Annotated in this window: 17 protein-coding genes, 1 tRNA gene, 1 rRNA gene and 1 pseudogene; 8 read left to right on the forward strand and 12 right to left on the reverse strand. The window is 60.1% G+C overall.

The features are described 5' to 3' along the window. From nosZ to ASD01_RS19080, 6 genes are all read right to left on the reverse strand, one after another. Complete coding sequence (nosZ, locus tag ASD01_RS19055) at positions 1-1929, reverse strand: TAT-dependent nitrous-oxide reductase (protein ID WP_034799009.1); 1929 nt, start codon at positions 1927-1929, stop codon at positions 1-3. 36 nt (positions 1930-1965) lie between these two features. Beyond that, positions 1966-4125, reverse strand: coding sequence for a NosR/NirI family protein (locus ASD01_RS19060; protein ID WP_034799011.1), 2160 nt, complete (start codon positions 4123-4125; stop codon positions 1966-1968). Positions 4126-4620: 495 nt separating this feature from the next. Continuing rightward, positions 4621-5328, reverse strand: coding sequence for an iron-sulfur cluster repair di-iron protein (ric, locus tag ASD01_RS34810; protein WP_082584650.1), 708 nt, complete (start codon positions 5326-5328; stop codon positions 4621-4623). 167 nt (positions 5329-5495) lie between these two features. Next, a complete protein-coding gene (locus ASD01_RS19070) occupies positions 5496-5825 on the reverse strand; it encodes a DUF6522 family protein (protein ID WP_051659472.1) in 330 nt (109 codons plus the stop codon). A gap of 458 nt (positions 5826-6283) precedes the next feature. Next, positions 6284-7600 carry an epoxide hydrolase family protein gene (locus tag ASD01_RS19075; RefSeq protein WP_034799015.1) on the reverse strand — a complete coding sequence of 439 codons (1317 nt, stop codon included), beginning with the start codon at positions 7598-7600 and terminating at the stop codon, positions 6284-6286. Between the two features lie 134 nt (positions 7601-7734). Beyond that, positions 7735-8175 (reverse strand): VOC family protein, encoded by a 441-nt coding sequence (locus ASD01_RS19080; RefSeq protein ID WP_034799018.1) that lies wholly within the window; start codon positions 8173-8175, stop codon positions 7735-7737. A gap of 289 nt (positions 8176-8464) precedes the next feature. Between ASD01_RS19080 and ASD01_RS19085 the strand changes: the two genes are divergently transcribed. After that, positions 8465-9415 (forward strand): alpha/beta fold hydrolase, encoded by a 951-nt coding sequence (locus tag ASD01_RS19085; RefSeq protein WP_034799020.1) that lies wholly within the window; start codon positions 8465-8467, stop codon positions 9413-9415. Here the strand turns inward: ASD01_RS19085 and ASD01_RS19090 are convergent. The 3 genes and pseudogenes from ASD01_RS19090 to ASD01_RS37610 all read right to left on the reverse strand — a co-directional run. Further along, entirely contained in the window at positions 9412-10320 is a 909-nt protein-coding gene (locus tag ASD01_RS19090; RefSeq protein WP_034799021.1) for a LysR substrate-binding domain-containing protein, read from the reverse strand. The two genes, ASD01_RS19085 and ASD01_RS19090, sit on opposite strands and share 4 nt — an antisense overlap. A gap of 81 nt (positions 10321-10401) precedes the next feature. Beyond that, positions 10402-11130 (reverse strand): LysR substrate-binding domain-containing protein, encoded by a 729-nt coding sequence (locus ASD01_RS19095; protein ID WP_244495263.1) that lies wholly within the window; start codon positions 11128-11130, stop codon positions 10402-10404. 63 nt (positions 11131-11193) lie between these two features. Next, positions 11194-11319: pseudogene (locus ASD01_RS37610) on the reverse strand (LysR family transcriptional regulator); the annotation flags it as partial. Between the two features lie 143 nt (positions 11320-11462). On the opposite strand from ASD01_RS37610, the gene ASD01_RS19100 reads away from it, so the two are divergent. Continuing rightward, the gene (locus ASD01_RS19100; protein WP_034799075.1) at positions 11463-12434 is read left to right on the forward strand and encodes a DMT family transporter; all 972 of its coding nucleotides are present in this window, start codon (positions 11463-11465) and stop codon (positions 12432-12434) included. Positions 12435-12517: 83 nt separating this feature from the next. On the opposite strand, the gene dtd is transcribed toward ASD01_RS19100, so the two are convergent. Next, entirely contained in the window at positions 12518-12961 is a 444-nt protein-coding gene (gene dtd, locus ASD01_RS19105; protein ID WP_060644250.1) for a D-aminoacyl-tRNA deacylase, read from the reverse strand. 421 nt (positions 12962-13382) lie between these two features. Here dtd and ASD01_RS19110 point away from each other — a divergent pair, with 421 nt between their 5' ends. From ASD01_RS19110 to ASD01_RS19135, 6 genes are all read left to right on the forward strand, one after another. Further along, on the forward strand, positions 13383-14030 hold the full coding sequence (locus tag ASD01_RS19110) for a polysaccharide deacetylase family protein (protein WP_034799025.1): 648 nt from the start codon (positions 13383-13385) through the stop codon (positions 14028-14030). After that, positions 14000-14368 (forward strand): polysaccharide deacetylase family protein, encoded by a 369-nt coding sequence (locus ASD01_RS19115; RefSeq protein WP_034799026.1) that lies wholly within the window; start codon positions 14000-14002, stop codon positions 14366-14368. Before ASD01_RS19110 ends, ASD01_RS19115 begins: the two co-directional genes overlap by 31 nt. A gap of 139 nt (positions 14369-14507) precedes the next feature. After that, entirely contained in the window at positions 14508-14918 is a 411-nt protein-coding gene (locus tag ASD01_RS19120; protein ID WP_060644252.1) for a BA14K family protein, read from the forward strand. 136 nt (positions 14919-15054) lie between these two features. Further along, positions 15055-15627 carry a DUF1349 domain-containing protein gene (locus tag ASD01_RS19125; protein WP_371273340.1) on the forward strand — a complete coding sequence of 191 codons (573 nt, stop codon included), beginning with the start codon at positions 15055-15057 and terminating at the stop codon, positions 15625-15627. 232 nt (positions 15628-15859) lie between these two features. Further along, positions 15860-18217, forward strand: a complete 2358-nt coding sequence (locus ASD01_RS19130; protein WP_034799028.1) for an Orn/Lys/Arg family decarboxylase — start codon at positions 15860-15862, stop codon at positions 18215-18217. Between the two features lie 24 nt (positions 18218-18241). Beyond that, complete coding sequence (locus ASD01_RS19135) at positions 18242-18802, forward strand: GNAT family N-acetyltransferase (RefSeq protein WP_034799029.1); 561 nt, start codon at positions 18242-18244, stop codon at positions 18800-18802. A 74-nt stretch (positions 18803-18876) separates the two neighbouring features. Here the strand turns inward: ASD01_RS19135 and ASD01_RS19140 are convergent. Both ASD01_RS19140 and rrf read right to left on the reverse strand, forming a co-directional pair. Then, positions 18877-18958: transfer RNA gene (locus ASD01_RS19140), tRNA-Met, on the reverse strand. 224 nt (positions 18959-19182) lie between these two features. Further along, positions 19183-19297 (reverse strand): 5S ribosomal RNA (gene rrf, locus ASD01_RS19145). Positions 19298-19466 lie beyond the last annotated feature (169 nt).

Here is a 19466-nt window from a genome sequence, read left to right on the forward strand (position 1 = left end):
TCAGGCGCCCTTCGGTTCCACGAACATGCGGCCGCGCATTTCCATGTGCAGGGCATGGCAGAACCATTGGCAATAGTACCAGTAGACGCCAGGATTGGCCGCAACGAAGGTAACGGAGCTCGTCTGTTGCGGGCCGACCTCCATCGCCACGCCGTGATTGCCCATGGTGAAGCCATGGGTAAGGTCATCGATCTCATCGAGATTGGTGACGATGACCGTGACTTCGTCGCCCTCCTTCACCGTAAAGCTCGGCTGGCTGAAGCTGGGTGCGACCGAGGTCATGTAGACGCGAACCTTGTTGCCGTCGCGGATCACGGCCTCGGTCCATTCGTCGATGTCGACCTCATCGGCCTCGGCCTGCTTGCGGGTTTCGGCCCACAGCGGATCCTTGCGATCCCAGACCGAGCGGATGTTCGGCAGGATCGAGGGGGAGACGGCGATGGCGTCATGCGGCTCGGCGAAGGTCGGGCCGTCATGGACCAGCACCATCTTGTCACCGGAAATGTCGATCAACTGATCGTTTTCCGGCTTCAGCGGGCCGACATTCAGGAACCGGTCCTTGGAGAATTTGCACAGGCAAACGAGCCAGTCGTTGGCGGCGTCGAGCGTTTCGCCCATCACCGTCTTCAAGTGGCCGGGTTGATACTGAACGTCGAGCTTGTCCTTGATCGGATTGATCTTCTCACCGGCGTAGGCGCGGATGGCCTCATCGATGTTCCACTTTACCACCTGGCTGTCGAGGAACAGCGACGTATAGGCGTTGCCGCGCCCGTCGAAGGCGGTGTGCAACGGGCCGAGGCCCAGTTCCGGTTCCGCAACCACCGCGCTGCGCGGCTCGGCATTGTCGTAAAACAGGGCATCGAACTTCGTCACGTCCAGCACGGTGACGGTTGGCGAAAGCTTGCCGGCAACGCACAGATGCTTCCTGTCCGGCGCCATGTTGCAGCCGTGCGGGTTGTTGGCGATCGGGATGTAGCGCGTGAAGAGCGACTTGGCCTCCTTGCGCCCGTCCACCACCTTGACGCCGTTGATCTCCTCATATTGGCCGGCCTTAATGGCCTTCTCGATTTCGGCGATGTTGAAGACGACGATATGGTCCATCTCGGACTTGGTCATCTCCTCCAGCGTCATGCCCATTTCGGAGTTGTAGCTGGTGGAGAACGCCCACTTGCCCTCGTAGTCGGCATCGCAATTGTCGAGGTTGCCCGAGACCTTCACCTGCCACGCCACTTCCCACTTGTCGGCATCGACGGCGGTGAAGATGTTCACGTAGGTCGCCACGTCCGTCATCGTCGAGCCGTCGTTGACGAGCGGGGCCTCGTCCTCGCCGTTGCAGAACACATAGTTTGAACGCGGCCATTTCTGCGGACGCATGCCGTGGATGCCCTTGGCGTTGGGGATCTCCAGGATGGCGTCGGTCTTCATCACGTCGCAGCGCACGCGCGCCACGCGCGTATTGGCCTTGTCGTTCATGAACAGGTAGCGACCGTCATATTTACCGTCGGTGAAGGACATATGGACGTGATGCAGGTCGCCGTTGTCGTGGATTTTCTTGCCGTTGGCGGCAAGCTGCTTCTTCGTCTTTTCCGTCATCGTGCGCTGATGGATCCGGATCGATTCATTGGTCTGCCCCCAACCGGTGGCCGAGCAACGGTTGAACACCGGCACGCGCATCAGTTCGCGCATCGAGGGAATGCCGAGAATGCGCATCTCGCCGGTCTGACCGGAGGACCAGAAGCCGTAGTAATCGTCGAGCTTGCCCGGTGCGACCGAGCCGTCGGCGCCCGTGGCCGCACGGGCCGGTGTCGCCAATCCTGCAGCGCCGAGGCTGAATGCGGCCGGCCCTACAGTGCCCGCCAGAATGGCGCTGCCTGCAGTCGCGCTGAAAAGTGCTCGCCGGCTTAGTCCCTTGTGTTCCTTAGATTCCATAGATCTGGTTCCTTTTTGCTTGAACCTTGGCTTCGATTAAACTTTGGCTGCGGGTTGATGGGTCGGCACGCCGCCCGGGCTTGCCGCAAGCTTCGCCCGCGACTTCATCTTCTTGATCACGACGGGGCAGACGGTTTCGGACTGGTAGAGCACCTGGCAGTGCAGGCAGTTGATGCACTCGTTCGGATTGATCTCGCCGGTCCGGTGGATCGCCTGCACCGGACATTGGTGGGCGCAGGTCTGGCAGGGGTTCCCGCATTCATGGTAGCGCTTGAGCCAGTCGAACATGCGTATGCGCGCAGGGATCGCAAGCGCCGCACCGAGCGGGCAGAGGTAGCGGCAATAGAACCTCTCGACGAAGAGCCCGGCGACGAGAAGTGCTGTGGCATAGGCCACGAACGGCCAGGCGCGGATGAACTTCAGGATGATCGCTGTCTTGAATGGCTCGATCTCGGCCAGATGCTCTGCCTGCTCGACGCTCATCAGGGAGACCCCGAAAAGGCCGAGGAAGATCATGTATTTGATCGGCCAGAGTCGCTCGTGCAGGCCCCATGGCAATGTCCATTGCGGGATACGCAGCTTGCGTGCGATCTGGTTGGTCAGCTCCTGCAGTGCGCCGAAGGGGCAGAGCCAGCCGCAATAGGCTCCTCGTCCCCAGAACAGGAGTGCCGCGGCAACGGCAAACCACAGGATGAAGGTGAGCGGATCGAGCAGGAAAGCCTGCCAGCTGAACCCGTTGACGAGACTGCCGAAGAGCGCCATCAGATTGACGACAGAAAGCTGCGCGTTGGCATACCAGCCAAGAAAGACCAGCGTTACCGTCAGGAAGATGATGCGAAAGATGTAGAACGCTCGCGCGTTCCTGACCGCATAGGTCTGGAAGAAGAACACGCCCGTCAGCACGACCAACATGGCGCCGAGCACGACGATCTTCAGCTTCGAGTCGTCCCAGATGCGTTTCCACAGGTCGGACTGTGCAGTCCCCTCGTCACGATCAGCAACGGCTGCAACGTCCTTCACCGGTGGTGGCGCGACAGCACGCAGATACTTCTGCGGAAGCTGGTAACCCAGATCGAAGGTATGAAAGACTTTTTCGACCGGTCCAACCTCACGTTGGGCCAGGAGCTGTATGCGGAAAGGTTTTGTCGGGTCGAAGCCGAGGCCTGCTTTAATGCGGAACAGGTCCATCTCGTTGTATTCCGGCGCACCGGCAAGCGAGATTGCGCCCAGGCGACGGTGGTCGCGATCACGAAAGCGAACGGAAACATCGTCCTGGATCAGCACGATGCGATCAAAGATGCCGCCGCGCACATAGCCTGATCCCTTGAAGGAATAGAGCCCGCGTCCGACCACGGCGATCGCGTGTTCGCCTTCGCCAAGCCAAGCCTGAAGGTTTTTCTCTTCGGCTGCCCCGAGAAAGGCCTTGCCGATGGAAGGTACCGAGACCAGTGCCGCCTGCATCTCGATGAATGTCGTTTCCGGCGCTTGCGCAATCGCGCGCTCGCGGGCGCGCTCATCGGGATGGCCGGCGAAAGCAGCATTGACCTGCGCAACGTCGAGCGACAGGCGGCGCAGCGTGCCGTCACCTTCTGCCTCGACCCAGTCGGCCGGCGCGGTAGCCGCGGGATCGATTTCGAAGCGCGGGCCGGCATTGTCCGCTTCCGGTGTCAATCCGCCAAGCCCGAGCGCGCGCGCAACCTTTAGCCCGGACCGGACGATCGAATCGTCGATGACCATGACGGTCACCGTCGCGCCCGAGATGATATCGACTTCGTGGGTCGTGCCGCCGGATTTCGCCTCGGCGACGAGATCAAGGCCTGCGTAGCCGGCAACAAGCGCCTTCACCTTGGCGTCGGGAATGCCGATGAGGACGATGGGTTCCGAATGTTTCACCAGCCGGACGCCGACGATCTTCGCATCCTTGTCCACCGCCACGAGCGTATGGATGGGTTTGCCGGAATAGCCGGTCGTTCCGACGAAATCCGAGGTCACGAAAACCCACGCCACCGTCTGGCCGCCCTTCAGCACCGGGGCCGCCGCCACATCATCACGCACAGCGCCAAAACCGTCCGCTCCTGGCACAAGATCGGAGGCTGTGGTGGTCGGCAAAAACGCCTGCAGCACCGATGCCGCGCTGGCGGATATGGCACCGCAGAGGCTGAGGCAGAGGAAAAGGACAAGACGGAAGAGTTTCATTCCAGGGTGTTTTCCCGCAAATCGTTGCCGGAGCATTGAAACTTTGGCGCGGGACATTCTTTGATCTAGCTCAAACAAAGACAGCTTCGTTGATTGCAATCCTTGATTGCCGCATGTCGTGCACGATTTGATGCTCAGATGGAGCTGGGGAATGGACTTCGCGTCAAGCCGGCGGCCGACCGGCGCAAGAACAATACCTTTGAAGTCGGATCGCCCGGCCCATGGCCTGCCCTCCCCGCAATACCTGCCAGGGGACGGCAGGCAGCCCGTCACCCACAACTACTGCGGGTCGTGCGAACAAGTTCCGCCCTGTGAGCTCGGCTCGCGAAGAGCAGATTATTCGCCGCCGTGCCTCGTGGGGGCATGGCGGCGCCAGCTCAAAACAGTGAAGGTGTGCCCGGCGCTAAGCGCCGGGTCGGATTGCGTGCAAAAAGATGTGTGAAGCTCCGCCTCCTCCCGTTGGGCAAAGCGATGCCGGAAAGACCTGTCAGGGCCTCACCCCGCAGAAAGCGCTGCTGGCGAGAGAGCGGAACCCTCAAATGCATCAATGCCAGCGAACCGCGGAAACAGAACGCTGTTTTCCAGATGCATATGTGTAACGAGATCGTCGCAGAATTTTTGAACCCCGACATAGAGCGCCGTCCAGGACCTGCAGGCCCCGTCCGGAAGCGTAAAACCATGCGTCAAATGCTCGATCACGGCGAGGCTCCGGCTCTCGCATGCATGATCGTCCCGCATGCCGGCAATCAGATGTCGGATGTCTGGATCGGGCTCATGGCGCATCATCGGAAAGAGCGCAAGCTCTTCCCGCGCCATGTGGGGAAGAAGGTGGTCCTTGAGCTCGGCCAGCGCGTCGGCAAGACCAAGTGGCGCGGAGCGATGAGCACCGTGGACGTGCTCCACCTTTTGGGCAAGCGGGATCAACCATTCCAGATCGGTGCGGTGGGTCTGGTGATAACGCTCCAGAATATGAGCGATAAGCTCGCCTGTAGCATCCGGAGCCTCGCGTCTTGCGGCAAGCTCCAACGCCTGAAGCCGATCGAGCAGATCAGCGGCCTCTATGCCGGCATCCGCGGCCGCTTGCGCAAGCGGTACATCGCCACCACAGCAAAATCCGATACCGTGCTGTCTGAAGAGTTCCGCGGCACCGGGAAGCTCGCACGCAATCACTCCGACGGCTGTGTCCAATGTGTATTCGGTCAATGTGCTCTCCTTGGCGCCTAAAAGGTCATGATCCGCAATCGATTTCAAAGCGGGGCGATCCATGATCGTTGTTCAAGGGAGAAGCTGGGGCAGTTCTTCCGATCGTTCTTTGTCGAAACGCAACTTTATTCCGGAAGGATCGCAATCGTTGAAGATCTGAATGACCGTTAAGAGCCCTTGCCGCTGGTGCCGTGGCGACGGCGCCAGTTCGCCAGGCGCTCGCGATCGAACGTGAAGACTTCATCGATCACCGTACCATCGGAAGATACGGTTGCATTCCAGAGACGCCCGCCGCACCGAAGCGTCAACCGGAATGTGCCCAGGTGCTCCCCTTGACCGATCTCAACCTGGCTCTTGACTTCTCCCCGGCCGAGGCGATTTCTAAGCTCAGTCGGGGGCAGACGCAGCGCCGACGACATGGTCGCCGCCGGCACGGAGAAATCGCCACTGGCGTCGCGCTCGACGCGCAAAACTCGTCGGTTTGTCAGTGTCAGCATAGAGCTTTTCTTTTGGATGATGTGTCGTCCCTCGCGCGCGGATGAGGCCGCGTCAGACGGACCCGTGATGCCTCAAGGCGAACGCTAAGAAGATCGAGCAAAAAGCCGTCGTCAATGCCAGCAGCCGGGATGCTGGCAAACAGTTCAGCAACCTCAATCGTGCAATCGCATAACGTTGGATCCCTCTGTTCCATCTCGACCATGATTTGAGCCCTCCAATGTGCTCGATCCGCGAAACCCGGCTGCTCCTTGCTAGATGTTTGGCGTCAGGCCTCGTTGCGCTAACGCAAGCTTTCGACGCGGTCGTTAAATTCCTCGCCATCATCGATATCCCGGTATCGCATCGGATCAAGCACGTCGGCTACTGACTACTCGACTTAAGTATTCTGCCGCAAAGCCGATACCGATGCCGGCTCCGCGCGGAGCTTGCTTGGTCTCTTGGAATGGCGATCCGTCGTCTAAAAGCGCATAGACTTGAAACCTGCTCTGATCTCCTCGACGAAGATTTCGGGCTCCTCCCAGGCGGCGAAGTGCCCACCCTTTAAGGCGCGGTTGTAGTAGACGAGCTTTGGATAAGCCTTTGACAGCCATTGTCTCGGTGGCCGATAGACCTCGCCCGGAAAGACGGTGACGGCCACAGGAACCTTGGCTGGCGTGAGCTTCGCGCCTGCCTTGACGTTCTCCCAATAGATACGTCCGCTTGAGGGCCCTGAGTTGGTCAGCCAATACAAGGTGATATTGTCGAGGATGGCGTCCTTGCCGAGCGCCTGTTCCGCATCGCCACGCGTGAACACCCAGTCGGCGATCTTGTCCAAGAGCCAGGCTGCAAGCCCCACCGGTGAATCGGCAAGGCCGTAGCCGATCGTTTCCGGGCGCGTACTGAGGATCGAGGCGTAGCCGAAACCATTGTTCAGGAAGTCGCGAGCCTCGTCGAAAACCTTCTTTTCATCGGCAGACATGGTCTCGGGAGCTGGCCCGCCGTTCTTCAACGCCTTGGCAGCGTCCGCTGGAAGCGTCGTCGAACGCTCCACCCTGTTGACGTGGATGCCAAGCAGTCCGGCTGGCGCCTGACGCGCCAGGGCATCGCTGATGATCGCGCCCCAATCACCGCCTTGCGAGACATAGCTGTTATAGCCGAGCCGCTTCATGAGGGCGTCCCAGGCACGTGCGATCCGTTGCGCCTCCCAACCGGTCGTGTCTGGTTTTTGCGAAAAGCCGAAGCCTGGGATTGAAGGGATGACGAGATGGAAGGCGTCTTCGGCCTTACCGCCATGTGCAGTCGGATCCGTCAACGGATCAATGACGTCAAGCAGTTCAAAGATCGAACCCGGCCACCCGTGGGTCATAATCAGCGGAAGAGCGTTCTCATGGCGGGAGCGTACGTGGATGAAATGGATGTCGAGCCCGTCGATCTTCGTCAGGAATTGGGGAAACGCGTTCAACTTGCGCTCTGCCCGGCGCCAATCATAGGAGGACTGCCAATACTGCGCGAGTTCACGAAGCTTTCGCTGCTGGACGCCCTGGGACCGATCCGCGACGGTCGCGCTGTCCGGCCAACGGGTTGCGACCAGGCGCCGTCTGAGGTCAATGAGGGCATTTTCAGGAATGTCGGCCTTGAATGGATGGATGGCATCGCCCGTCGCCGTCGCGTTCACGATGTCGGCTGCGATGCCGGTTCTGGGCAGCACCGCGGCGGCTACACCGATCGCAGCGCCCCGAAACAGAAACGAGCGTCGCGTGAGCGGCCCGTCACCAGCCTTGTTTTCCAGGTTCATTTCAAAAAACTCCTGTCCGCTAATCAAGAAGGCGCATTGGAGAGATCCGCGCAGAGCTCTTGTTCAAAAGATGCGCGGAAACAGGTCGAGCGGGGGGCTCGCCCCGCGCGACGGCCCCCGCACTCCATTGATCATCAAACCTCGTCGGGGCCTTTGCGGTAGACGAGAAACTTGTTGCCTTCGGGATCTCGGAAATAGGCACAATAGGGGTCACCGCCGTCCGGGCCTCTCGGGCCGGGAGCACCCTCGTCGGAACCTCCTGCTTCCAATGCGGTGGCATGAGCCTGATCGACCTGGGCTCGAGAGCGCGCTTCAAAGGCGACCATGGTGCCATTGCCGGCAACCGCTGTCTCTCCGTTAAAGGGCTTCGTCACACCAAATTCGAGGGTACGGTGGCCGTAATAGACAGCGCGTCCGGGCTGGACGAGCACGCGGCTGATGCCGAAGACGGCAAGGAGCTTGTCATAATAAGCCGCTGCGGCATCGAGGTCGTTCGTGCCGACGGTAGAGTGGCCGGCGAGCGCTCTTGTCTTTTCCGCGATCTCCTTGTGCGGGGAGGCCGTGATGTCGTTCATTTTCCTCAGTCCTTTCGTCGCGAGTGACGGTCTCGTCTCGCTGCTTCGTTCGGGATCGTCGCTAAACCCGCCGATACATGAATGACGGGAATCTACGGATCGCACCTGCTGCCCGGTACTGAGCAAATCTGAGAGCCATCCTCTCGCTTGAATGCACTGGCGTCCACTCGAGAGCGAATTTGCCCGAGTTCAAGAGGGTGCCTCTCAAAAACTGCATCTGCCGACGGACTGCTCGATGCCCGATGCTCTGGTCACACTCACCATTCAGAGACCGGAAGGACTTAAAGACATGGCATCGCTCAAGACCGTCGTCGCAACAGCTTCTGCGATCATGGCATCGACCGCACCAGGACACGCGGGCCCAATCGGCTCCGCAACGGCCCTGAAAATCGACTTCATTACGATCGACGAGAACATAACGCTCCGACGAATGGTTTCCCGTCAGGGCAATCCGAACGGCACGGTTCTCTTCCTGCACGGCTTTCCCGAGACGCTGGGCGTCTGGACGAAGATCACGGAAACTATGGGCGCACAGTACGAAGTGCATGCGTTCGATTGGCCTGGCTATGGCCAGTCGTCGCGTCCTTCCCCGGAGCGGTTCTCCTATTCACCAAGAGACTACGCCAAGGTTCTCAAAGCCTATATCGACAGATCGGGCATCGACCGATCGAATTTGGTGATCTACGCCTCGGACATCGGCAGCCTTCCCGCTCTGCTTCTTGCGCTGGAAGAACCGGCGGTCGCGAAGAAGATCATCGTCGGCGACTTTGCGCCGTTCAACCGGCCGCATTGGATGTACGAGAGCCTTCAAAATCTGAAGGCCGAACCGACGGCAACACCAACGCGCGCCTATATGAACAAGACAAGCGACGAGATCTTGGAGAACGTACATCGGCGCGGCCTTGCACCGGAAAACCAGTTCGACTTGCCGTCCGAGGTGCTATCGGACATGAAGGAATCCTGGATGCGCGACGGTGTGACGACAGCCGACGCCTTCGCATTCTATTACGCCCACTTCACGCGGGATGAAGATTATCTTGAGGCCAATCTGTCTAGGCTCAAGACCCCGATCAAGGTGATCTGGGGCGAAAAGGACATCTACATCAAACCGGAGATGGGCAAGGAGTTCGCCAATCGAACCGGTTCGAAATTCGCCGTTCTAAAGGGTATTGGCCACTTCCCCCACCTTCAGGATCCGGCACGAACAGTCGACGAAGTTCGCCGAGCCTTCGCCGACTAGGCCTTTAAGGCCTCACTCCGCCCGAAGACAGTGCGAAGGCGAGGCAGGGCCCAGTCAATGAAGGAGCGCACCTTCAACGTGAGCATGCCCTGACCGGAATAGACGATGTGGATCGGTCTCGACGTGCCGTCGAAACCCTCCAGAACCGGCACGAGGGCGCCTGACGCCAACTCGTCCGGGATCTGGTAATCGAACAAGCGGGCGATGCCGGCTCCGCCGACCGCCGCGGCCACGCAATTGGCCGCGGTATTCACCTCAAGACGATTGCGGGGAACGGCCTCCATCGGGCGGCCGTCGACATCGAACGTCCAGAAGAACGTCCGCTTGTTGAAGAGTATTCCGTCATGGCCTTCGAGATCGCCCGGATGCGTCGGCACACCCCGGCGCTCAAGATATGCCGGGCTGGCGCAGGTCAGCAGGCGAAACTCTCCAGCCTTGACCGCATAGAGCGAACTGTCCGCGAGGTCGCCGAGACGAATGGCGATATCGACCTGCTCTTCGACAAGATGGACCGTTCTGTCGAGCGAAAGGAGGTTCAACGATACCTCCGGGTGTGTCTCCATATAACCAAGGGCGATCGGCATGATGTAGCGGGCGCCGAACTCGACCGGCATGGTGATCGTCAGCGTGCCGCGCGGTGTCTGGTATTCGCCCGAGGCTCGCCGCTCCGCCTCCTCCAGATCGCCCATGATCTTTCGGGCCGCCTCGACATATTCCCGGCCCGCATCGGTGAGTTGAAGGTTGCGGCTGGTGCGCACGATGAGGCTCGCCCCCAGGTACCGTTCGAGTTCGGCAACCTTGCGACTGACACTTGGCAGCGGAGCATTCAATTTCCTGCTTCCTGCGGAGATGCTGCCGGCATCAACGACTGCGAGCAGCATTTTCATTGCTTCGAGGCGATCCATGATACCCCCGCCAACGTGACCGCTGATTGTTTCGCGCCGTGACGCCCCTTTCGCCCTGCCAAAAGACAAGACACTCATGCGTCACTTCACTTGCAATTGTTCCGAAAACCGACCGGAAAGTGCGCGCTGCCCTTGCTTCACGATCGTCTCGAGGAAATCGCCAACAACACGAATACGTTTGGTGTCGCGAACCCCTTCATGAACGACAAGCCAAATGGCTTCCTCCTGCCTGCAAAGGTCGGGTTTGACCCGGACAAGCTCGTCCTCCGTGTCGGCAAGGATACACGGCAATACGCCGAGGCCGTTGCCCGCCTTCATCGCGAGCACCTGCGCCTGCATCGTATCGACCGTCAGGTTGGCGATGCCGCTTTTGACCCACGAGCGCAGGGTCTTGGGCACGACAAGGAACGACAGGGGATCGCCCCAGGTAATCAGCCTATGGCCGGTGATCGGCAGTTTATTTTCCCGGACGGGGTGGCTCTCAAGATAGGCTTTCGAAGCGTAGAGACCGAACGCAATCGTTCCGATCCGACGCACCACATAGTTGCCCTGTTCAGGGCGGCAGAGCCGAAGGCCGATATCCGTCTCTCGCTGTGGAATCTGGGCGAAGGACGTGGCGTTGACCGAAACGCCCAACGAAAGATCGGGATAGGCTTCCTGCAAAGCAGGCAGGTTTGGCATCAGCAGGTGATGTGCGAGCGTGTCGACGGTGATAATCCTAACCGCCCCCGAGACGCGACCGTCCTGGCCGCAAAAGCTGCCTTCCAGTTCGCGCATGGCGGTTTCAATCGCCGTTGCTTTCTCGACCATCGCCCGCCCTGCGTCAGTGAGCTCGTAGCCGTCCGGCCGGCGCTCGAACAGGCGCGTCTTCAGTGCGTATTCCAGGGTCTCTATCCGTCGCGCCACCGTCGAAGCGCTCGCTTTCACTTCACGCGCAGCGCCGGTGAGGCCGCCCTGGCGTGTCACTGCAAGGAAGTAGCGGACATCGTTCCAGTTCATGTTTCTGTTTTTCGAAAACCCTCTTGCGAACTTATGCGTCGAAGCGCGCGAAGGGAAGGATTATCCCTTTAAGGATCGTGGAAACGGAGCTTGGCAACGAAAAATCGGCAAAGCTCGATCAAAACTCTGAGGCTATGCTCATGATGAACAGGCAGTTTTCGGTCGGCGTGTTTGCCGCGCTCTTTGCAGCCTTTGCCTTCTCCCTCAATTTCGTCGTGCCGTTCATAATCGGCGACTTCTCCACGTTCGACTTTGCTCTTATCCGGCATGTGGTCTCGGCGACGGTTGGGGTCTTCATTCTGTTTTCAGAACGCGAGACGGCATTGCGCCACCTGACGTTCCAAAACGCCATGGCTGCCACGGGATTGGCCTTCATCGGCTATGTCGGCTACTTCCTGACGGTAACGGGAGCGGCAATCTACGCCGGCCCGGTCATTGCGCCTGCCTTCCTTGGCCTGGTTCCGATTGTGCTTGCCGTCATTGGAAACCGGGGTCAGGCGTCACTGCCATGGCGCTTCTTGATGACACCGCTTGCACTGGTCGCGATCGGTCTCGTGCTGGTCAACGGCACGGCGTTCACCGCAGATAGTCTCGGTTCCGTTCGCTCGCTCTGGATTGGTATTCCGCTTGCTCTGGCCGCGGTCGGTCTATGGGTATGGTTCGCGATCGCCAATCAGGCAGCGCTCGCAATCCGCCCGGCGATGCCTTCGGGCATATGGTCCGCATTGATCCTGATCGGCGGTGGTCTCCAGATGCTGGTTTTCTACCCGGTCGGTGCGGCGATGGACCTTTTCCAGCTTCCGAAGCTCGGTTTCGGTTGGGAAGCCGCCGACTCCCTCTATCTATGGGGAACGTCGCTGGCACTGATGGCGACCGTGTGCGGGGTATGGGCTTGGAATGTCGCGTCGAGGACGCTTCCTGTTGCGCTCGCGGCACAGCTGATCGTGTCGGAAACGGCCTTCGGCGTAATTGGCGGACTTGTTGTCCATGCACGTTGGCCGACGATGATGGAGGCAGCCGGCGTCGCGGTGCTCATCGCTGGTGTCGTTCTTGCCATTCGCGTGTTCTACGGTCAGCAGGCCCAAATGAACGAGGCCATCGCGCAGCCATCCTGACGCTCGCGCGATGGGCTACCCCCCTGGTCATGGAGACCTCGGTCGGCCGCTTTTCTTTGATGCGCGTCCTCGCGCAAAACCGATCAACCGGCCGCCGTATCTAACCAGATCGTTACAGGACCGTCATTGGCCAGTTCCACCCGCATGTCCGCGCCGAAGACGCCATTCGCAACAGCAACGCCAAGGGTCGAGACTTGTGCAGAGAAATGCTCATAGAGGCGTTTACCCTCCTGCGGCGGCGCGGCAGTAGAAAAGCCCGGCCGGTTGCCTTTCGTCTCTGCGGCCAGGGTAAACTGGCTGACGACGAGCGCTGAGCCGCCCACGTCGACCAGGGAACGGTTCATGCGATGCTGATCGTCCCTGAAGATGCGCAGGTTGACGATCTTGCGCGCCAGCCATTCGCTTTCCTTCTCGGTGTCGCCCTTCATCGCACACACGAGCACCAACAGGCCGCTGGCGATTTCTCCCGTGACCGCGCCGTCTACCGTGACACGCGCAGATGAAACGCGCTGGACAAGTGCTCTCATGGCAAGGAATCTCCCTATGGCTTGCCGGCGTTTATCCACTCCGAGGCGATCGCAATCAAGCTCTATGCGACCCGACAGCAACCGTTTGGACGACGTCGTCAGACCTGGTCGAACGATGGGCAGACCTGGCCGGCGCTCGCTACCGTGCCTGAAGGGGGTAGCATTTTCACGCGGTGGAATGGCCGTGGACGACGGCGAGCTACCGCGTTTGATCGCGACCGTGTTGGGCTTGTCGGATCGTACGCAATGTTGAGGCAATCCGGGCGCTGTGATCTCGCCAATCAATGGAAGATTGGCGAAGGTCGGCGCATGAAGCCGCGCACTTCAAACAGGGAGCGAAACGGCCTTGAGCATTTGTGACAGCGACACGACGCAAAACGGCACTCCGCGCGCAGAAAGAGAAACCAAGCGAGGAAATGGAATGCGCACGAGGCTGGTGATGGCGGGTCTCGTGCTGCTGCTGACGCCGGCAGATCCGGCCCGGTCGCAGGCGATCGAACCCGTTTGCCCTTCTCCGCACGACAGAACGGTTGCCATCACGTTCGACGATCTCCCTTATGCCCGCGCAGGCGATGCGGGAGGGCAGGAACTCGCTGCGGTCGCGAGGGCCACGAACGAAGCCATCCTGGCCGGTCTCGCCGTTCGTAACGTTCCCGCTATCGGGTTTGTCGTCGATCGGCGTGTGCAGGCGCTGGGTGAGATCGGTCAGGCACTGTTGCAGCCGTGGAACACTGGCCAATTCGAGCTTGGCAATCACAGTGCGAACCACCCCGATAGCAATACCTTGGACGTCGATGCGTTTCGTCGCGAAGTGATTGACGGAGAGGCGACCATTCGGCCGATGGTGGAAAAGGCCGGCCGAACCCTTCGGTTCTTCCGGTTTCCCTACAATCACCTCGGAGACACGGATCAACGTCGCGAGGCGTTCGAACGGGTACTTGGCGAACGCGGTTATCATCTCGCGGCATCCACCATCGATACGTCGGATTATGTGTTTGATGCTGCTATGAACGGGCATTGGCGCGATCCGATACGGCGATGGCCCGCAGGATCGAAGACGCTTACATAGACTATAGCCGCGTCGAGATTGCGTATTATGCGGATCTGAACCGCAAGGTCCTCGGGTGCGAACCGCCCGGCATTCTCCTGCTTCATGCCAATCGCATCAATGCGGCCACCATCGATCGAATACTCGGGCTTTTCAGAAGTACGGGCTACCGCTTCGTCTCCCTGGAGGAGACGCAAGCCCCCCCGGCGTACAGGCAGCCGCCTCGATTTGCCACCAAGTTCGGACCAATGTGGGGGTATCGCTGGGCAAGGGAGCGGGACCTCAAGGTGGATGGAAGCAAGGAGGAAGAGCCTCCGGCATGGGTGACCCAATACACCGGTCCCGACGCGCCGCTCTGATCCGCATCCGTGGCCAAGATCGAGCTCCAGCAATCGCTTGGCCGCGACGGCATAACCCTGTGCTTCGCCGCAATGTTCTCGCAACGCGTGGCCCCAAGACTCCTGAACAGTCGATTCGATATTTGAAGGAGTATGTCCCATGCGTGCGTCGGTCTTCGGTAAGGTTCTCGCGCTGACCGCAGCTTTGGGCGCGACTGTGCCTGCAGCTCCAACCGTCCTTGCTGACGATTACGATGGAGGTTGGCGCCATTGTCGGGACCTTCACGGAAGAGACCGGTGGCGTTGTGAGGAGGCGCGGCGCGATCGGTGGCGCGAGCGCCAGGAAAAACAGGACAAGAAGGATATGAAGGCTGGTTTGGCCGCCGGCGCGATCGGTTTGGCCCTCGGTGCCATCATTATCGGTGCGGCACAGGAGGCCGAGCGGAAGCGCGAGGTGGAAGCTTATCGGCGCAACGATCGCGATGCGCGGTGCCTTGCGCGCTACCGCTCCTATGACCCGCGCAGCGGAACATTCATTGGGCGTGACGGCCGGCGCTACGAATGCAGGTGAAGGCTGCGCCTCCGGCCGAAAGTCGCCCACACAGGCGACCTTTCGCGCAGAAACCTTTACGGACGCCTGCTTCGGCCATAGATGTGCCGCAATGGTGGGTGCGCCCTGCGTGCCGATCGTAAGGCTGGAGGGAGTTTTGACGGATTTTACCTGGTTGAATGAGCCTCGAAACTGGAACGTCGAAAATGGCGTGCTAACCCTCAAAACGGAGGCGAATACCGACTTCTGGCAGACAACCTTCTATGGCTTCAGGCGCCATTCCGGTCATGCCAGACTGCAGGCGGTGAGCGGAGATTTTACCGCATCGGTGGTCGTGCGCGGTGATTATCGCGAGCTCTACGATCAAGCCGGGCTGATGCTGATTATCGACGAAACACACTGGCTCAAGACCGGCATAGAGTTCACCGACGGCTTGATGCATTTCTCAGTTGTCGTCACGAACGGAACGTCGGACTGGTCCGTAATCCCGCTTGCGCAAGCGCAGCCGAACGCCGAAGTGCATATCCGGCTGACGCGGCACGAGGCAGCGCTCAGGGTCCAGTTTCACCTTGGCGATGGTCCGTGGCAGATGGCGCGGTTATGTCCATTCTCCGGTGAAGACGCACGGATCGGTGTCATGGCCTGCTCTCCTGAGCGCGAAGGTTTTACCGCGCAGTTCGAAGGATTTTGCCTGGGCGCTCCGATATCGCGCGACTTGCACGCCTCATAGGAGCCCTTGCTGCTAGCAGCGGCGATCCGCTCGCCTGGATCGGGCATTGAAGGGACGTCCGACCCGTGGTCGGTATTCCTTCGCGCGCGCCTTGCCGCAGTGGAACTTCAAGAGCGCATCGGGCGTTCCGCAACCTTCTGCGGCTCACAGATCGCGTCTAACCAGAGCCGCCGTCACAACATCGTCACGAAACGCACGAACAACTCGCTTCGTGTAAATGGCGGAGGCACAGATGGATTACTTCAGACGCTTCACCTTTTTGTTCGCGACACCCGCCTTCGACAACGAGGATCTCGAGGGGGCCCGGTACAAGCAGATTGTCGAGGAGATCGAGCGGTCTGGTTTCGAGGTGGTCCGCGCACGGAGCCTTGAGGACGCGGAAATCGCCGTCCAGACGGACGCGGCCATCGGCTGCATGATGGTTGACTGGGGCAAGAAAGGCATGGAAGGCAAGACCGCCTCCCTCATCAATCTGATGCGCCGACGCGGTCTCGAATTCCCGATCATCCTTCTGATCCGGCGCAAGCGCTTTGAGGACGTACCGGTCGAAGTGCTCGACTTCATCGACGGCTATGTCTTTCTATCCGAAGAGACGCCTGCCTTCATCGCGAAAAACCTCATCAGCCGCCTCAAGCAATATGCCGAGACGATGAAGACGCCTTTCTTTGGCGCGCTGGTGGATTACGCCGAGGAAGGCAACCAGCTTTGGACCTGCCCCGGACACAACGGCGGCGTGTTCTACAGCCGCAGCCCGGTCGGCCGCGTGTTCATGGAGCATCTGGGCGAAGCGGTCTTTCGCGATGATCTTGACAATTCCGTGCTCGATCTTGGCGATCTCCTGACCCATGAAGGGCCGGCGCTCGCCGCCCAGAAGGAAGCCGCCAAGATTTTTGGCGCGGAGAAGACCTACTTCGTCCTTAACGGCACCTCGACTTCCAACAAAGTTGCGCTTTCCGCCCTGGTCACCGATGGCGACCTGGTGCTGTTTGACCGTAACAATCACAAGGCGGCCCATCACGGCGCGCTGATGATCTCCGGCGGCATCCCGGTCTATGTGCCGACGGCCAGAAATGCCCATGGGCTCATTGGCCCCATGGATTTAGGCGCGCTCAATGAGGAGGCGCTGCGCGAACGCATCCGCGCCCACCCGCTGGTCAAGGATCCGGATGCCTGGCAGAAACCGCGCCCGTTTCGGGTGGCAGTGGTGGAACAGTGCACCTATGACGGCACGATCCACAATGCCGAGATGATCCTGAAAGCCATCGGCCATCTGTGCGATTACATCCTGTTCGACGAGGCCTGGGCGGGCTTCATGAAATTTCATCCGCTCTATGCCGGTCGTTTTGCCATGGGCCTTGCCGAACTCGGACCCGAGGCACCGGGTATCATCGCCACGCAATCCACGCACAAGCAGCTTGCGAGCTTTTCGCAGGCATCGCAGATCCACATGAAGGATCGGCACATTACCGGCCAGAAGCGCCGGGTCGAGCACCGACGCTTCAATGAGAGCTTCATGCAGCACGCTTCGACGTCGCCTTTTTATCCGCTCTTCGCATCCCTCGATGTCGGCGCGCAGATGATGAAGGGTCGTTCCGGCGAAGTGCTGTGGGACGATACGATCCGGCTCGGCATCGAGCTTCGCAAGAAAATCCGGGCGGTGCGTAGGGAGTTCGAGGAAAAGGAGCGTCGGCCCGAGCGCCGCTGGTTCTTCGAGCCCTTCGTGCCGGACCGCGTGGCCATGCCGGACGTGGCAAGCCCCGGGGCGGTACACGACGTGCCATGGGAGAGCGTCGCCACCGATCAACTCGCCACCAATCCGGCCTTCTGGCACCTCACGCCGGGGGCTGCATGGCACGGCTTTCCCGACATGGCGCCAGGTTTCGCGATGACCGATCCCAACAAGCTCACGCTCCTCACGCCAGGTTTTGACAGGGCAACGGGCGCATATTCAGAGCACGGCATTCCCGCCCCGATCGTTGCGCAGTACTTGCGCGAGAACCGGATCGTCGCCGAGAAAAACGATCTCAACTCCCTGCTGTTTCTGCTCACGCCCGGCGTCGAGGCAAGCAAGGCGGGCACATTGATCAGCGGCCTCGTCGCATTCAAACGGCTTCATGACGACAACGCGCCTCTGGAAGAGGTCATCCCGGAGTTCTATCGCCGCCGCCCCGGCCGCTACGCGGGGGTGCGATTGCGTGATCTGTGCGGCGAGATGCATCGATTCTTCCGCGACGCCAATGTCAGCGCGCTGCAGGCCAAGCAGTTTTCTGAAGAGCATCTGCCGGATATCGCCCTTTCACCCCACGACGCGGCGCGCTGCCTTGTGCGCAACGACGTCGACTTTCTGCCGATCGACGCTATTGCCGGGCGGATCGCAACGACACCTTTTGTCGTCTATCCGCCGGGGATCGCCACAATCGTGCCGGGCGAGCGACTGACCGAGCGCGCACAGCCGATGATCGACTATCTCAAGATGTTCGAAACCTGCTTCAACACTTTCCCCGGCTTCGACGTCGAGATCCAGGGCCTTTACCGCCAAACCGACGCGTCGGGTCGCATACGACTTCATACCTACGTCGTCGCTGAATAGAATATTGGAGTTTCGAGACCCCTCATGCCGCAGGATGAAGCAATCATCATTCGCCGGTCGCGGGAGAGCGACGTTGATGCCATGCTGGCCATCTATCGCCGCCACATCCGACGCGGCATAGAAGAGGGTGTCGAAGAGGGCGACGCACCACAGCCGGACGACCTTCGCGAGCGGCGGAAGAACCTGAAAAGCCGCCGCTTGCCCCATCTCGTCGCGGTGAAGGAGGGCGTGGTGGTCGGATACGCCTATGTCGTGCTGTTTCGCAAGCGCCCCGCCTACCGTTACACGGTCAAGCACTCGATCTATGTTCACCACGAGCATCTCGGTCAAGGCGTCGGACGTCTGCTCATGCGGGGCCTGATCGACGCCTGCGCCGCAGCCGGCTTTCACCAGATGATCGGCTACATCGACGCCGACAATGTCGCCTCCCTCACTTTGCACGAACGCTTCAACTTCGTACGCGTCGGCCTGCTTCCGGGTGTCGCTTATCGTTACGGGCGCTGGGCCGATAGCGTCATGGTCCAACGCTCGCTGGGTCCGGGCTCGACGACGCCGCCACCGCCGCCGCCTCTCTCCACCCGATGAGGGTCGCCCCTGTGTGCGCGCCGTTCAAACGTCAAAAAGCCCGCTGGATTTCTCCATGCGGGCTTTTTTTGATTTGGTTGCGGGGGCAGGATTTGAACCTGCGGCCCGGCCTTCAGGTTATGAGCCTGACGAGCTACCGGGCTGCTCCACCCCGCGCCAAGCGTAAATCCCGATGGGATTTATCGCGGTAACGTAAATCCCGAAGGGATTTATGGTCTGTGCCGAGCAAATTGCGAAGCGATTTGTCTCGTGTAAGGGACGCACTGATGACTTCGGTCTAGCAAAACAAAAGGGCCGCTTGAGGGCGGCCCGTGTTTCGGCTGGGCCGAGGCATGAAGAGAAGGTGATCTTTGTTTTCCGGATTTTCTTGCGCTTTGCAGACCTGGCAGCGACCTACTCTCCCGCGTCTTAAGACGAAGTACCATCGGCGCTGGGGCGTTTCACGGCCGTGTTCGGAATGGGAACGGGTGCAGCCACCCCGCCAGAACCACCAGGTCGGCAAAGCGCAAGATTTGCGYCTAGCTTGGCGCAAACCGGATGAGAAGCTGGTGAGTTGGTCGAGCCAACTCGTTTTGTTTTGAACACGTCGCTCATCTGGAGATGAGCATGAGCAATGGGAACGATCAAGCCAATCGAACGATTAGTACTGGTAAGCTTCATGCGT

Origin of the sequence: Ensifer sp. Root423, assembly GCF_001426275.1 — a bacterium.
GTDB classification, from domain to species: domain Bacteria; phylum Pseudomonadota; class Alphaproteobacteria; order Rhizobiales; family Rhizobiaceae; genus Ensifer; species Ensifer adhaerens.

Excerpts from the sequence above, each read along its gene's own strand:
- nosZ (WP_034799009.1), bottom strand. The coding sequence starts at position 1,929 with ATGGAATCTAAGGAACACAAGGGACTAAGCCGGCGAGCACTTTTCAGC.
- ASD01_RS19060 (WP_034799011.1), bottom strand. The coding sequence starts at position 4,125 with ATGAAACTCTTCCGTCTTGTCCTTTTCCTCTGCCTCAGCCTCTGCGGT.
- ASD01_RS19070 (WP_051659472.1), bottom strand. The coding sequence starts at position 5,825 with ATGCTGACACTGACAAACCGACGAGTTTTGCGCGTCGAGCGCGACGCC.
- ASD01_RS19075 (WP_034799015.1), bottom strand. The coding sequence starts at position 7,600 with ATGAACCTGGAAAACAAGGCTGGTGACGGGCCGCTCACGCGACGCTCG.
- ASD01_RS19080 (WP_034799018.1), bottom strand. The coding sequence starts at position 8,175 with ATGAACGACATCACGGCCTCCCCGCACAAGGAGATCGCGGAAAAGACA.
- ASD01_RS19085 (WP_034799020.1), top strand. The coding sequence starts at position 8,465 with ATGGCATCGCTCAAGACCGTCGTCGCAACAGCTTCTGCGATCATGGCA.
- ASD01_RS19090 (WP_034799021.1), bottom strand. The coding sequence starts at position 10,320 with ATGGATCGCCTCGAAGCAATGAAAATGCTGCTCGCAGTCGTTGATGCC.
- ASD01_RS19095 (WP_244495263.1), bottom strand. The coding sequence starts at position 11,130 with ATGGTCGAGAAAGCAACGGCGATTGAAACCGCCATGCGCGAACTGGAA.
- ASD01_RS19100 (WP_034799075.1), top strand. The coding sequence starts at position 11,463 with ATGAACAGGCAGTTTTCGGTCGGCGTGTTTGCCGCGCTCTTTGCAGCC.
- dtd (WP_060644250.1), bottom strand. The coding sequence starts at position 12,961 with ATGAGAGCACTTGTCCAGCGCGTTTCATCTGCGCGTGTCACGGTAGAC.
- ASD01_RS19110 (WP_034799025.1), top strand. The coding sequence starts at position 13,383 with ATGCGCACGAGGCTGGTGATGGCGGGTCTCGTGCTGCTGCTGACGCCG.
- ASD01_RS19115 (WP_034799026.1), top strand. The coding sequence starts at position 14,000 with ATGGCCCGCAGGATCGAAGACGCTTACATAGACTATAGCCGCGTCGAG.
- ASD01_RS19120 (WP_060644252.1), top strand. The coding sequence starts at position 14,508 with ATGCGTGCGTCGGTCTTCGGTAAGGTTCTCGCGCTGACCGCAGCTTTG.
- ASD01_RS19130 (WP_034799028.1), top strand. The coding sequence starts at position 15,860 with ATGGATTACTTCAGACGCTTCACCTTTTTGTTCGCGACACCCGCCTTC.
- ASD01_RS19135 (WP_034799029.1), top strand. The coding sequence starts at position 18,242 with ATGCCGCAGGATGAAGCAATCATCATTCGCCGGTCGCGGGAGAGCGAC.